Here is a 13,373-nt window from a genome sequence, read left to right on the forward strand (position 1 = left end):
CGCGTGCTGCGACAGGGGCAGCAGGCCGTCGGCCTGGGCGGCGACCGCGACGCCGTCGTCGGTGTGCAGGTGGATCACGCACTGCGCGTCGTCGCGCGCCATGTGCAGCGCCGAGTGGATCACGAAGCCGGCGGGGTTCACGGGGTGCGGGCTGGGCTCGACCGGTTGGCCGTCGAGGCCGACCTTCACGAGGTTGGACGCCGTCACCTCGCAGAAGCGCAGGCCGAACGGGTTGATCAGGAAGTGGTGCTCGGGCCCCGGCACGCGGGCCGAGATGTGGGTGAAGATCAGGTCGTCCCAGCCCTCCAGAGCGGCGAGGCGATAGACGGCGGCGAGGTCGCGGCGGACCTCGGCTTCGGTCTGAACGGGGGCGTCGTAGGCCATGGGGTCGGCTCCGGGTCAGGCCACGCGGTCGCGCACGGCGCGCCGGGCGGAGAGGAAGAAGTGCAGGCCCGCCCAGACAAGGGCGACCGTCGACATCAGCAGCGCATAGCGCAGGCTTTCCTTGCCGAATGCCGGCGCGAGCGCGTCGCTGGCCTCGCCCACCAGCCAGGGGCCCAGGCCCAGGCCCAGCAGCGACGACAGGAAGAGGGTCAGCGAGATGGCCGTGGCGCGGCGGTGCGGCTCGGCGAACGACTGGATGGCCGACAGCGCCACGCCGCCGCCCGAAGCCGCCAGGAAGGTCGCGAACAGCTTGATGCCGATCGCGATCCACGGCGACGGCGCCAGGAACACCGCGGCGTAGAGCGGCGCGGAGCCGCCGTAGGCGATGGCGGGCAGCCAGAGCTCCCAGCGCGGGTCGCGCGGGATCAGCCGCATCCCGAGCCAGCCTCCGAGCATCACGCCCGCGATGCCGCCGAGGCCGCTGACCGTGCCGGAGAAGAGGCCGATCTGGGTGAGCGTCAGGCCGTGGATGCGGATGAAGAAGGCGGGCAGCCACTGGGTCAGGCCGTAGGTCCCGAAGGCCCCGATCGACAGCGCCAGGACGAGGTGGCGCAGCGCCGGGCGGCGGAGCAGGGCGGCGATGGCCTGCGTCGCCGGCTCGATCGCGGCCTCGGCGACGTGACCGCGCCGTGGCGGCTCGCGCAGCGTCGCGAAGATCAGCAGCGCCAGCGGGACGCCCATCAGTCCGACGACCCAGAGCGCCGCGCGCCAGCCGACGTGGTCGGCCAACAGGCCTGTGATCACGAGCCCGGCGCTCAGGCCCGCGAGGCCGCCGGCCTGGAAGATCGAGATGCCCAGCGCGCGCCGCGCGGGCGGCAGGTAGTCGCCGATCAGCGAGTGGGCGGCGGGCACGCAGCCGGCTTCGCCGACCCCGACCCCGACGCGCGCCAGGAACAACTGGCCGAAGCTGCGGGCCAGGCCCGTCGCGGCGGTCATCACGCTCCAGAGCGCCAGGCACGCGGCCAGCAGGCGCACCCGCGACGACCGGTCGGCGAGGCGGGCCAGCGGGATCCCGAGCGTGGCGTAGAAGGCGGCGAAGGCCAGCCCCGACAGGAGGCCGAGCTGGCCGTCCGAGAGCCCCAGCTCGGCCTTGATGGGCTCGAGCAGCACCGCGAGCACCATCCGGTCCATGTAGTTGAAGAACGAGACCGCGGTGAGGACCGCGATGGCGTACCGGGCGCCGAGGCCGATGCCCGCGTCGTCCGCCTCCGCAGGCTCGGTCATCGTCGGCGCCGCGCCAGCCATCGGTCCTCCCCGTCGCCCGCGCCTTGCCGACGCTGAACATGCGGCCACCATACGGTTGAGGCCTGGACTAATCAAATGTTCAGTGCTTATTTCGCCGCGAAACAGGGAGAAGGGCCCGTGAACGTCGCTGAAGCGATTCCCGTCCGGCGCATGGACTTCGAATTCCCGGACGACCTCGACCTCGTGTTCATCGAGGGCGACCCGGCGATGTCGTACTTCTTCGTCGGCGCCTGGATGATGCTGCCCTACCTGGAGCCGTTCCTGATCCGCACGGTTCAGGCCGCGATGCCCGCGATCCGCGACGAGAAGCTGCGCGAGGAGATGAAGCGGTTCTGCGCCCAGGAGGGCCAGCACTTCCGCCAGCACGCGAAGCTGAACGAAGTCGTGCGCCGCATCCACCCTTCCGGCCCGGCGCTCGCCGAGCTGGAGAAGCAGGTCGCCGCCGAGTTCACGGCCTGGTCGGCCGAGAAGCCTCTGAAATTCAACCTGGCCTACGGCGAGGGCTTCGAATCCATGACCTGCGCGGGCGCGCGGACCCAGATCCAGACCGGCATGTTCGGCTGGATGAAGGAGCCGATCCGCAGCCTGATGTACTGGCACATCCTGGAAGAGATCGAGCACCGCACGGTCTGCTTCGACGTGTACGAAGACGTGGTGGGGGACTACGCCTACCGCACGCGGATGAGCGTCTGGTTCCAGAAGCACTACTACGCCTGGTGCCGCCGGTTCGCCGCCGCGATGATCGCCGCCGACCCCGCCGCGATCGCCCGCTACGACACGCCCGAGTGGGCGGCCGTGCGCAAGCGGCGCATGCGCGCCTACCGCGCCGACTACCTGCCGCGCCTGATCGGCACCTTCATGCCCTGGTACGACCCGGCGAAAGTCCGCCTGCCGCCCGGCTTCGAGGCCGCGCGCGCCGACTTCACCGCCCGCGCCGCCAGCGTCCAGTAGACCTTCCGGAGCCCCGACCCATGGATGACGCCCCCGCGCTCGACCCGCGCCTCGCCGCCTTCGCCCAGGCCCGCATGAACCGGCCGATCGTGCCGGCCGACGGCCTCTTGCCCACGCTGCACATCGGCGACGACGACCTGCCGTGGATGGAGGCGGGCGACGGCTCGGCGTTGCAACTGCTGCACGTCGACCTGAGCCAGGGCCTGTGGATCTCGAAGACGCGGCTGCCGCCCGGCTATCGCGTGGCGACCCACTACCACACGGGCATCGTCTTCGCCGTGACGCTGGAGGGCGCCTGGTACTACCTGGAGAGCCCAAAGGAGGTGAGCCGGCCGGGCTCCTACCTCTTCGAGCCGGCGGGCTCGCGCCACACGCTCTGCACGCCGCCGGACATGGAGGGGCGGATGGTGACGTGGTTCGCCATCTACGGCGCCAACATCAACCTCGACGCCGACGGCGCCATCACCTCGGTGCTGGACGCGCGCGCCGTGCTCGACCTCTACCGCGGCTACTGCGAGGCGCTGAGCCTCGATTGCTCCAAGCTGATCGTCGTCGGCGGATGAGCAGCATGCGTGCGGCGGTCATGCGGGGCGACCGGTTCGAGGTCGAGGAGCGCCCGATCCCGAAGCCCGGCCCAGGCAACGTGCTGGCGAAGGTGCGGGCCTGCGGCATCTGCGGATCGGACCTGCACTACTTCCACCACGCGCCGGAGATCATCTCGCGGGCGCGGTCGTTGGGCGCCGACACGAGCGGCATGGAGCGAACCCTGCGCGAGGGCCCGGTGCTGGGCCACGAGTTCGTCTGCGAGATCGTCGACTTCGGGCCGGAGACGTCGAAGGCGCTCAGCGCCGGCGACCGCGTCGCGTCCATGCCCTTCGTGATGCGGGGCGGCGCGCCGGTGCTGGTGGGCTCGCGGGCCGACACGCCCGGCGCCTACGCCGAGTACATGGAGCTGACCGAGGCGCTGCTGCTGCCGGTGCCGGACGAGGTGTCCGACGAGGCGGCCGCGCTCGTGGAGCCGTTCGGGATCGCCGTCCACGCGGTGACCAAGGCCGCGCTGCGCGGGGACGAGGCGTGCGTCGTCGTCGGGTGCGGTCCGATCGGGCTGGCGATCGCGGCCGTGCTGCGCGCCCGCGGGTTCGACACCATCGTGGCCGGCGATCTTTCGCCGACGCGGCGACGGCTGGCGTCGGAGCTGGGCGCGACGGCGGTGGTCGACGCCCGCAGCGAAAGCGTGGTCGCCCGCGCGGTGGAGGCGGCGCCCGGCCGCCCCGTGGCGATCTTCGAGAACACTGGCGCGGCGGGGATGCTGCACCGCCTGGTGATCGAGGCGCCGAAGGATGCGCAGATCCTGGTCACCGGCATCGCGGTGGGCGACGAGAGCCTGACCCCGATGGCGGCGATCACCAAGGAGCTGAAGCTCCAGTTCGTCATCTACTACGCGGCCGAGGAGTTCGCCGAGGCGCTGGAGCTGATCCGGAGCGGCCGCGTGAACTGGGCGCCGCTGCTGACCGGATCGGTCGGGCTCGGCGGCGTGACCCAGGCCTTCGCCGACCTCAGCGATCCCGAGCGGCACGCGAAGATCCTGGTCCGGCCGTGGGAGAGCTGATCGCGCGCGCCGCGGTCCGGACGCTCCAGGTCGGCGCGCTCGCGTTCACGGCCTACGAGATGGGCGAGGGGCCGCTGGCGCTGCTGGTGCATGGCTTTCCCGACACGCCGGCGACGTGGCGCCACCTGGCGCCGGCGCTTGCCGCCGCGGGCTTCCGCGCCGTCGCCGTCGCCTGCCGCGGCTACGAACCGGGCTCGACGCCGGCGGACGGCGACTTCGGCCTCGCCGCGCTGGTCGACGATGTGATCGGCTGGCTCGACGCGCTGGGGGCGGAGCGCGCGCACCTGGTCGGCCACGACTGGGGCTCCAGCCTCGTGCAGCTCGCCGCCGCCAGGGCCCCGGACCGGGTCGTCTCGCTGACGGCGCTGGCGGTTGCGCACCCGGCCGCCTTCGCCGCCCTCCTGCCCACCGACCTCGAGCAGGTGGAGCGGTCCTGGTATCTCTACCTGCTGCAACGCCCGGACCTGCCCGAGCTGCTGATCGCGCAGCAGGGGCTGCTGGAACACTTCTGGCGCCGCTGGTCGCCCGGGTGGGAGCCCGACGCCGCGGCCCTGGCGGCCATGCGCGCCGCGTTCGCCGACCCCCAGGTCGTGGACAGCGCGCTCGCCTGGTATCGCCGCGCCTTCGATCCCGCCCATCGGCGCTGGCCGGAGGCCGCCACCCTGCTGTCGGCGCCGATCGCCGCCCCGGTCCTGGGCCTGGCCGGCGCCCGCGACGGCTGCGTCGCGGCGGAGCTCTTCCTGCGCGCCATGCCGGCGGAGATCTTCCGCGCCGGCCGTGAGTTCGCCGTCATCCCCGACGCCGGCCACTTCCTGCACCTCGAGGCGCCCGAACTCGTGGGGGCGCGCGTCACGCCCTGGATCGCACGCTGGCAGGCTTCCGAGTAGGCCGGTCAGGCGCGGTTGGCGGCTTCGATGGCCAGCCTCAGTCGGTCGAGGCTCTGGGCGACCTCTCGAAGCCGTCCGAGGGTGATCGGCGCCAGCGCGTCGTCAGGATCGCGGCAGACGACCTCAGCTTCGCCGCCGTGGCCGGGCTGCGCCTGAATCTCGCAGAGCCCGTGGGCCAGCAGATGACGGACGGCGGTAGCGGCGTCGATCGCCTCGACGACCTCCACGTCCGGCTTGGCCATCTCCTGCCAGCGCTGGACGATGCGCTTGCGTGACGGGTCGCCGAGGGCCTTCAGCATCGCGGTCTCGAGATAGCCCCAGCGCAGCATCACCTCGCCGACGGCGGCGAGCAGGTCGCGGGCGACGATCTTGTCGGGCGGGTCGGTGTCCATCGGCGCGGATCCTACGCCCAGATGGCTGCGGCTCTTTCCATGACGGGTTCGGGATCTGCCCGACGGCCGCGGGCGTCAGGCCGTTCGGGGGAAGATGGCGCTCACGAGGCCGCCGCCGAACGGGGCGCTGCCCAGGCGGGCGTAGCCTTCCAGCGTCTCGGCGAGCGCCTCGACGAGCCCGGCGCCGCCGGGCGGGGTCCCGGGAAGGTCGGCGATGCCCTGGCCGTCGTCGCGGACCGTCAGCCGCCAGCGCGGCCCGTCTTCGGCGAGCCGGATCCAGACGTGTCCCTCGCGTCCGGCCGGGAATGCGTGCCGCAGCGCGTTGGCGATCGCCTCGCACACGATCATCCCGATGGCCGGCAGTTCGTCGAGGGAGAACCGGTGTTCGGGGGCGCAGTCCACCGATATGCGGTGCGCCGAGGCCGGATGGGCGGCCGCGATCGCGTCCAGGACCGCGCGCGCGGAGATCGCGGGGCGGCCCGCGCGACCGGCGAGGACGGCCGGGTCGCGGGCCAGCGCGGCCACCTGGCCGCCGAGGCCCTGGACCAGTTCGGCGGCCGCGGGCCCACGCCGGGCGCTGGCGACGCGCAGCGCCTCTGCGAGCCGGGCGAGCGCGCCGTCGGCGGGCGTCGCGACGGCGGCGGCAACGGTGGCGGTGTCGTTCACGGCGGGATCTCCAGGCTGTTCCGTTTCAGGGTTGCGGCCGCCCGGGCGGGGCGGGACGGCTCGAGCCGCCCCGGCGCAGGGGGGGCGCAGCGGCCGCGCATCGTCGCCGAAGCGCGACCGGCCGCACGCCTGCGCCGGAACGTGGGTCTCAGAACCGGTAGCCGACGCCACCGGACAGGACCCACGGGTTCAGGGTGACCTTGGTCTTGATGCCCCGCGCGCGGTCACGGGCGTCGGTCTCGAAGAACACCTTCTTGGCGTCGAGGTTGACGGTCCAGCGGCCGGTCGTGGCCACGTCGACGCCGGCCTGGAGGGCTGCGCCGAAGCCGTCGTCGATCTTCAGGTTGAAGCCGTTCTTGTTGTCGCCGCCGTAGAACAGCATGTAGTTCACGCCGGCGCCGATGTACGGGCTGACCTGGGCCTGCGGCGCGAAGTGGTACTGCAGGGTGACGACCGGCGGCAGCACCCAGGTGTCCTTGACGGCTACGTTGGTCGCCGGGCCCTTGGCCTTGACGGTGTGCTTGGTCGTGCCCGCGATCGCTTCGACCGCGACGTGGTCCGACAGGAAGTAGGTCAGCCCGACGGTCGGCACCGCGTCGTAGTTGGCCTTGGCGCGCAGTCCGGTGGAGGCGCCGGCGAGGGTGGTGATGGGATCGCTGCCCGACGGGACGACGGCGGTCGCCCGCACGTTGAGCACGATCAGGCCTTTGGCCTTCGGCGTGACGTCCTGGGCCTGCGCCACGCCGGCGACGGCGAGGAACGCCGCCCCGAGGGCCGCGATGTTGCGGATGGTCATTGGTATATCCCCTATCGTTGCGGCTAACGACGCCGCGTGCGCGTGTTCTGAAGGGGGGCGGCAAGCTCGGCCTTGATCTGGAGCAAACCGAAGTTTCGAATTCCCGGGCTGGCGGCAGCCGGCCTTGCGGACAGCCTTCGGGCGGCGCGGGCCCGGCGGCCGGACGACGACGGCCTCAGACTCTGTCGAATGTCCGATGCGGGGCGGCCTGCACCGTCGCGCTGCGGGGGCCGCGCCGCGCCCCCGTAAAATCGACGAGCCCCCCCCGACCGCGGCGCGCCGCTCCGAAGCACCAGCCGCAATGGGGGTCGGGGCCGGCGCCGCAGATCGATCCGATGGCCGCCATGTGCGCGCGGGCGAGGTCGCCGGCGAGCCACGCACTGGCCATCAGGAGGACGCCCACGGCAAAGCTTCCCAGACGAAGGAACTGGTCTTCTCTCGGCACGGCCGGGCGTCTCATTCGGTGCGTCTCCGCTTGCCGCCGCAGCTAGGCAGACCGGCGCGGACCCGGCCTTGAGCGAGATCAAAGTCGGACTTGCTGCGATGCGGCAAATGCTCGAAATCTCGCCCAAAACGAAGCGACCTGGGGATCGATGACAGAGGCTCAAGCCCGAAGCGACGAGGCGCCGTTCGACGCCGTCGTGCTCTACACCTTCACCGGCGTGGCGGCCCTGCTGTCGCTGCTCGCCACCGCCTTCACCAAGGATCCGTCGTTCCGCTTCGCCGGCTGGACGATGCTGGTCGCCTTCCTCGCGGGCTTCCTGGCGCTCAGCGTCGGGATGGCGTCGGGGCGCCTGCGCAGCGACCCGACGCGTTACGCGGACGGCGTGATCCGCGCCGGGGTGATCGCGACCATGTTCTGGGCCGTCGCCGGCCTCACCGCCGGCGTGCTGGCCGCGGCGCAGTTGAGCTGGCCGGGGATCTTCTACTTCCCCGACGCGCCCTGGCTGAACTTCGGGCGCCTGCGCCCGCTGCACACGTCGGCGGTGATCTTCGCGTTCGGCGGTAACGCGCTCATCTGCACCTCGTTCTACGTCGTTCAGCGCACCTGCAAGGCGCGGCTGGCCGGCGGCGTGGCGCCGTGGTTCGTGTTCTGGGGCTACCAGCTCTTCATCGTCCTGGCCGCCACCGGCTATCTCGCCGGGATCACCCAGTCGAAGGAGTACGCCGAGCCGGAATGGTACGTGGACCTGTGGCTGACCATCGTCTGGGTCGCCTATCTGCTGGTCTTCCTGGGCACGATCTGGAAGCGCAAGGAGCCGCACATCTACGTGGCCAACTGGTTCTACCTGGCTTTCATCGTCACCATCGCGATCCTGCACCTGGTCAACAACGCGGCCCTGCCGGTCGGCCTGCTAGAGGCCAAGAGCTACTCGCTCTACGCCGGTGTGCAGGACGCCCTGATCCAGTGGTGGTACGGCCACAACGCGGTGGCGTTCTTCCTGACCGTGCCGTTCCTGGCGATGATGTACTACTTTGTGCCGAAGCGCGCGGAGCGGCCGGTCTATTCGTACCGGCTGTCGATCGTCCACTTCTGGTCGCTCATCTTCATCTACATCTGGGCGGGCCCGCACCACCTGCACTACACGGCGCTGCCGCAGTGGGCGCAGACGCTCGGGATGACCTTCTCGATCATGCTCTGGATGCCGTCCTGGGGCGGCATGATCAACGGCTTCATGACGCTCTCGGGCGCCTGGGACAAAGTCCGCACCGACCCGGTCATCCGCATGATGGTGGTGGCCATGGCCTTCTACGGGATGGCCACCTTCGAAGGCCCGTTGATGAGCATCCGCGCGGTCAACGCCCTCTCCCACTACACCGACTGGACCGTCGGCCACGTGCACTCGGGCGCGCTGGGCTGGAATGGCTTCATCACCTTCGCCTGCGTCTACTGCCTGGTCCCGTGGCTCTGGAAGAAGGAGCGCATGTGGTCCAGCGCCCTCATCGAGTGGCACTTCTGGATCGCGACCACGGGGATCCTGCTCTACATCTCCTCGATGTGGGTCTCCGGCGTGATGGAGGGCCTGATGTGGCGCGAGTACACCCCGCAGGGCTACCTCGCGAACGCCTTCGTCGAGACCGTCGCGGCCAAGCACATCCCCAACATCATCCGCACGCTGGGGGGGCTCATGTTCCTCTCGGGCGCGCTCATCATGTCCTACAACGTCTGGCGCACGATCCGCATGCCCGGCGACGTCAAGGCGGAGCTGCCGGCCGCGGCGCCCGCCCCCCTCCCCGCAGCGGCCGAGTAAGGGCCAAACCCCATGTGGAAGCATCACGCCAAGTTCGAGCGCAACTCGATCATCCTGACGATCGGCATCATCATCGCCGTCTCGATCGGCGGCCTCGTGGAGATCAGCCCGCTCTTCTACCTGGAGAGCACCATCGAGAAGGTGGAAGGGGTGCGCCCCTACACGCCGCTCGAGCAGGCCGGCCGCGACATCTATGTCCGCGAGGGCTGCTACGTGTGCCACTCGCAGATGATCCGCCCCCTACGCGACGAGGTGGAGCGCTACGGCCACTACAGCCTCGCCGCCGAGAGCATGTACGACCACCCGTTCCAGTGGGGCTCGAAGCGGACCGGGCCGGACCTCGCCCGCGTCGGCGGCAAGTACTCCGACAGCTGGCACGTGGACCACCTGACCGACCCGCGCGCGGTGGTGCCGGAGTCGAACATGCCGCCCTACGCCTTCCTGGCGAAGCAGGAGCTCGACTACCACGCCATCGAGAAGCACCTCGCCGCGCTGCAGCGCGTGGGCGTGCCCTACACGAAGGCGCAGGTGACCAACGCGCGCGCCGACCTCGAGCAGCAGGTCGATCCGTTCGCCGGCGAGGCCTCCGACCTGAAGAAGCGCTACGGGAGCAAGGTGCAGCAGCGCGACTTCGACGGCGATCCGTCGCGGCTGACCGAACTGGACGCTCTCATCGCCTATCTCCAGGTGCTGGGCACGATGGTCGATTTCCGCACCTACAAGGCGGAAGACCCGGAGAACCTGCGATGACCGGCCTCGTCTACGAAGACGTCGCGCGCTTCGCCCAGCAGGGCGGGACCATCTACTTCGGTCTGGTGTTCGCCGCAGGCCTGATCTACGCGCTCTGGCCCCACCACAAGGAGGACTTCGATCGCCTCGCCCAGCTCCCCCTCGAAGAGGACCGTGACGATGTCTGACCGCGAACGCGACGACCATTCGGGCACCGAGACGACCGGCCACCAGTGGGACGGCATCAAGGAGCTGGACACCCCGCTGCCCCGCTGGTGGCTGTGGATGTTCTACGGCTGCATCGCCTGGTCGGTGGTCTACTGGGTCCTGATGCCGGCCTGGCCCGGCATCACCGGCTATACCCACGGCATGCTCGGTAAATCCGACCGTGCGGCCGTCTCCGGCGAACTCGCCAGCCTGGAGGCCCTCCGCGGCCACGGTCTCGTCAAGCTCAAGTCGGCCTCGCTGGAGCAGATCGAAGCCGATCCCCAGCTCCAGGCCTACGCACTGCAGGTCGGGCAGTCGGTGTTCGGCGACAACTGCGCGACGTGCCACGGGTCCGGGGGCGCGGGCGGGAAGGGCTATCCCAACCTGCGCGACGACGTCTGGCTGTGGGGCGGCTCGCTGGAGGACATCCGGCACACCATCCAGGTCGGCGTCCGCTCGGGTCATGCCAAGGCCCGCGGAGAAACCGTCATGCCCGCCTTCGGGCGCGAACGGATGCTCAACACGGGGCAGATCTCGGACCTCACCGAGTACGTGGTGGCGCTTTCGCACCGCAAGGCCGACGGCGCCGCGGTGGCGCGCGCCCGCCAGACCTTCGCCGACCAGTGCGCCGCCTGCCACGGCCCCGCGGGCACGGGCGACGTTGCGCGCGGCATCCCCAACCTGACCGACGCGGAATGGCTCTACGGCTCGAGCCGGGAGGCGATCACCGATCAGATCATGAACGGGCGCAACGGCGTCATGCCCACCTGGGAAGCGCGCTTCTCGCCCGAGACGATCAAGGCGCTCGCGGTCTATGTGCACGCCAACGCCGGGGGCGACGTCGGGCCTGCCGCCGCGGCGCCCGTGGCCGCCGCGCCGAGCCCGGCCCCGGCAGGCCGATGACTGTCGTCATCGATCGCGCCAACCGGCCGGCCGCCTCCCGCAGCGCGGAGTCTGCCGCCGACCATGCGCGCCAGCGCGGCGACGCCGGCAACAGCCTCTACAAGCCGCGGACGCCGATCTACCCCAAGCTGGTCCACGGCCACTGGCGGCGGATCAAGTGGGCGCTGCTGATCGTGATGCTGACGATCTACTACGTCACGCCGTGGATCCGCTGGCCGCGTCCGCACGGCCTGCCGCAGCAGGCCGTGCTGGTCGATTTCGAAGGTGCGAGGTTCTACTTCTTCGGCCTGCAGCTCTGGCCGCAGGAGGTCTATTTCATCACCGGCCTCCTGGTGATGGCGGCGCTCGCGCTCTTTCTCGTGACGGCCCTCTTCGGCCGGCTCTGGTGCGGCTACGCCTGTCCGCAGACAGTGTGGACCGATCTCTACATCTACGTGGAGCGGATGTTCGAGGGCGACCGCAACGCGCGGATGCGGCTAGACGCGGCCCCCTGGTCGCTCGACAAGCTCTGGCGAAAGGGCGGCAAGCACCTGGTCTGGCTGGGCGTGGCCTTCGGCACCGGCGGCGCCTGGATCTTCTATTTCCGCGACGCGCCGACGCTGCTGCACGAGTTCTGGACCCTCCAGGCGCCGATGAACTCCTACGTCTCGTGCCTCCTGCTGACCGGGACGACCTACCTCTTCGCCGGGCACATGCGCGAGCAGGTCTGCACCTACATGTGCCCCTGGCCGCGGATCCAGGGCGCGATGCTCGATCAGCATTCGGTGCAGGTCACCTACCGCTACGACCGGGGCGAGCCGCGCGGCGCGCACAAGAAGGGCGCGACCTGGGAGGGCCGCGGCGACTGCGTGGACTGCAATGCGTGCGTCGTCGCCTGCCCGATGGGGATCGACATCCGCAACGGGCCGCAGCTCGAGTGCATCAACTGCGCCCTCTGCATCGACGCCTGCGACGAGATCATGGGCCGCGTCGGGCGTCCGACGGGACTGATCGCCTACGACACCGACGCCGCCGTCGCTGATCGCGAGGCCGGAGTTAAGCCGCGCTACAAGTTCCTGCGGCCGCGGACGGCCTACTACGCCGTGGCGCTGGCGCTGGTCAGCGGCCTGATGGTCTGGGGGCTCGCCACGCGCGCGCCGCTCGAGCTGCATGTCCTGCGCGACCGCAATCCCACGTTCGTGCGGCTGCACGACGGCGCAATCCGCAACGGCTACACCCTCAAGATCGCCAACAAAACGTTCGCCGACGCCCCCGTCGAGGTCCGTTTTGCCGGGGTGCCTGGCGCACAGCTCTGGACGCCCGGCGAGCCGGCCGGCGGCGCCGTGCGGGTCGTCGCCACCGCCAACGAGATCACCGCGGTGCGGGTGTTCGTGAGGACGCCGCCGCAGGAGCTCCCGGCCGCGAGCCAGCCCGCCGTGTTCGAGGTGCGCGGGCCGCGCGCCTCGGTCGCCGCCAAGACCGTCTTCCTGTCCGGAGCCGCCAATCCATGACCGCGACCGACAACGCGCCCGGCTTTCGGCTCACCGGCTGGCATGTCCTGGCCGGTGTCGTCGGCTTCTTCGCCGTGATCATCGCCGTCGACGCCAGCTTCCTGGTGGCGGCCTACCGCACCCACCCCGGCGAAGTGTCGGTGACGCCCTACGAGGATGGCCTTGCCTACAACCGCCGCCTGGAGCAGTTGCGGGCGCAGGAGCGCCTGGGCTGGAGGGCGAGCGCCGCGGCGGCCGAGCGGGCGGTGGCCATCGAGGTCCGCGACGCCGCGGGGCGCCCGATCCAGGGGCTCGCCCTGACCGCGAAGCTGGAGCGGCCCGCCACCGAGGCCGGACGCCTGACGCCGGTCTTCCGCGAGGTGACACCGGGCCGCTACGTCGCCCGCGAGCCGCGCCTCAGCGGCGCCTGGGACCTGACGGCCGAGGGACGCGACGGCGCGGGCCGCCGCTTCCAACTTGAGCGGAGGCTCACGTGGCCCTGACCTACGACGTCGGCCCGCTCGACCTCGCCGCCTTCCTGCGGCCGGCGGGGAAGGGGCGTTCGCGCCTGGACCTGCTGGTGCCGGACGCGCGCTGCGCGGCGTGCCTCAGCAAGGTCGAACGCGAGGTGGGCGCGCTCCCGGGCGTCGCCTCGGCGCGCCTCAACCTCAGCCAGAAGCGCCTGAGCGTGGAGTTCGCGAGCGAGGGCCCGGACGCCGCGGCGGTCGTGGCGACGCTGGGCCGGCTCGGCTATCCGGCGACGCCGTTCGACCCCGGCGCGGCGCGCGACGCGCACGACCGCGAGGGGCGGCGGCTGTCGCTG

Annotated in this window: 16 protein-coding genes; 11 read left to right on the top strand and 5 right to left on the bottom strand. The window is 71.1% G+C overall.

The window, feature by feature from the left end; genetic code table 11:
- Together JNL41_RS16165 and JNL41_RS16170 are read right to left on the bottom strand one after the other, a co-directional pair.
- Nucleotides 1–384: class II aldolase/adducin family protein (locus tag JNL41_RS16165; RefSeq protein WP_293476720.1), on the bottom strand; the 384-nt coding region annotated here is incomplete at its 3' end.
- 15 nt (nt 385–399) lie between these two features.
- Nucleotides 400–1,668 carry an MFS transporter gene (locus JNL41_RS16170; protein WP_293476722.1) on the bottom strand — a complete coding sequence of 423 codons (1,269 nt, stop codon included), beginning with the start codon at nt 1,666–1,668 and terminating at the stop codon, nt 400–402.
- A 138-nt stretch (nt 1,669–1,806) separates the two neighbouring features.
- Here JNL41_RS16170 and JNL41_RS16175 point away from each other — a divergent pair, with 138 nt between their 5' ends.
- From JNL41_RS16175 to JNL41_RS16190, 4 genes are read left to right on the top strand one after another with little or no spacing between them, the layout of a single operon-like run.
- Nucleotides 1,807–2,640 (top strand): metal-dependent hydrolase, encoded by an 834-nt coding sequence (locus JNL41_RS16175; protein WP_293476724.1) that lies wholly within the window; start codon nt 1,807–1,809, stop codon nt 2,638–2,640.
- Between the two features lie 20 nt (nt 2,641–2,660).
- Nucleotides 2,661–3,203 carry a 2,4'-dihydroxyacetophenone dioxygenase family protein gene (locus JNL41_RS16180; RefSeq protein WP_293476726.1) on the top strand — a complete coding sequence of 181 codons (543 nt, stop codon included), beginning with the start codon at nt 2,661–2,663 and terminating at the stop codon, nt 3,201–3,203.
- Between the two features lie 5 nt (nt 3,204–3,208).
- Nucleotides 3,209–4,249 (top strand): zinc-binding dehydrogenase, encoded by a 1,041-nt coding sequence (locus tag JNL41_RS16185; RefSeq protein WP_293476728.1) that lies wholly within the window; start codon nt 3,209–3,211, stop codon nt 4,247–4,249.
- The gene (locus JNL41_RS16190) at nt 4,237–5,136 is read left to right on the top strand and encodes an alpha/beta fold hydrolase (RefSeq protein ID WP_293476730.1); all 900 of its coding nucleotides are present in this window, start codon (nt 4,237–4,239) and stop codon (nt 5,134–5,136) included. Before JNL41_RS16185 ends, JNL41_RS16190 begins: the two co-directional genes overlap by 13 nt.
- A 5-nt stretch (nt 5,137–5,141) precedes the next feature.
- Here the strand turns inward: JNL41_RS16190 and JNL41_RS16195 are convergent, their stop codons facing one another.
- The 3 genes from JNL41_RS16195 to JNL41_RS16205 all read right to left on the bottom strand — a co-directional run bounded on the left by JNL41_RS16195 (nt 5,142) and on the right by JNL41_RS16205 (nt 6,990).
- A complete protein-coding gene (locus JNL41_RS16195; RefSeq protein WP_293476732.1) occupies nt 5,142–5,528 on the bottom strand; it encodes a hypothetical protein in 387 nt (128 codons plus the stop codon).
- A gap of 75 nt (nt 5,529–5,603) precedes the next feature.
- Nucleotides 5,604–6,194, bottom strand: a complete 591-nt coding sequence (locus JNL41_RS16200; RefSeq protein WP_293476734.1) for an ATP-binding protein — start codon at nt 6,192–6,194, stop codon at nt 5,604–5,606.
- Between the two features lie 148 nt (nt 6,195–6,342).
- Complete coding sequence (locus JNL41_RS16205) at nt 6,343–6,990, bottom strand: OmpW family outer membrane protein (protein WP_293476736.1); 648 nt, start codon at nt 6,988–6,990, stop codon at nt 6,343–6,345.
- Between the two features lie 734 nt (nt 6,991–7,724).
- Between JNL41_RS16205 and ccoN the strand changes: the two genes are divergently transcribed.
- The 7 genes from ccoN to JNL41_RS16240 form a co-directional block, all read left to right on the top strand.
- The gene (ccoN, locus tag JNL41_RS16210; protein ID WP_293476750.1) at nt 7,725–9,242 is read left to right on the top strand and encodes a cytochrome-c oxidase, cbb3-type subunit I; all 1,518 of its coding nucleotides are present in this window, start codon (nt 7,725–7,727) and stop codon (nt 9,240–9,242) included.
- A 12-nt stretch (nt 9,243–9,254) separates the two neighbouring features.
- A complete protein-coding gene (ccoO, locus tag JNL41_RS16215; protein ID WP_293476738.1) occupies nt 9,255–9,992 on the top strand; it encodes a cytochrome-c oxidase, cbb3-type subunit II in 738 nt (245 codons plus the stop codon).
- Nucleotides 9,989–10,159, top strand: coding sequence for a cbb3-type cytochrome c oxidase subunit 3 (locus JNL41_RS16220; RefSeq protein WP_293476740.1), 171 nt, complete (start codon nt 9,989–9,991; stop codon nt 10,157–10,159). Before ccoO ends, JNL41_RS16220 begins: the two co-directional genes overlap by 4 nt.
- A complete protein-coding gene (gene ccoP / locus JNL41_RS16225; protein WP_293476742.1) occupies nt 10,152–11,081 on the top strand; it encodes a cytochrome-c oxidase, cbb3-type subunit III in 930 nt (309 codons plus the stop codon). Before JNL41_RS16220 ends, ccoP begins: the two co-directional genes overlap by 8 nt.
- Nucleotides 11,078–12,571: a cytochrome c oxidase accessory protein CcoG gene (ccoG, locus tag JNL41_RS16230; protein ID WP_293476744.1), complete on the top strand. Its 1,494-nt coding sequence runs from the start codon at nt 11,078–11,080 to the stop codon at nt 12,569–12,571. The genes ccoP and ccoG overlap by 4 nt, the downstream gene beginning before the upstream one ends.
- Complete coding sequence (locus tag JNL41_RS16235) at nt 12,568–13,053, top strand: FixH family protein (protein ID WP_293476746.1); 486 nt, start codon at nt 12,568–12,570, stop codon at nt 13,051–13,053. Before ccoG ends, JNL41_RS16235 begins: the two co-directional genes overlap by 4 nt.
- A partial coding sequence (locus JNL41_RS16240; protein ID WP_293476748.1) for a heavy metal-associated domain-containing protein occupies nt 13,044–13,373 on the top strand: 330 nt, incomplete at its 3' end. The genes JNL41_RS16235 and JNL41_RS16240, both read left to right, overlap by 10 nt.

It is taken from the genome of Phenylobacterium sp., assembly GCF_016793285.1.
GTDB lineage: Bacteria > Pseudomonadota > Alphaproteobacteria > Caulobacterales > Caulobacteraceae > Phenylobacterium.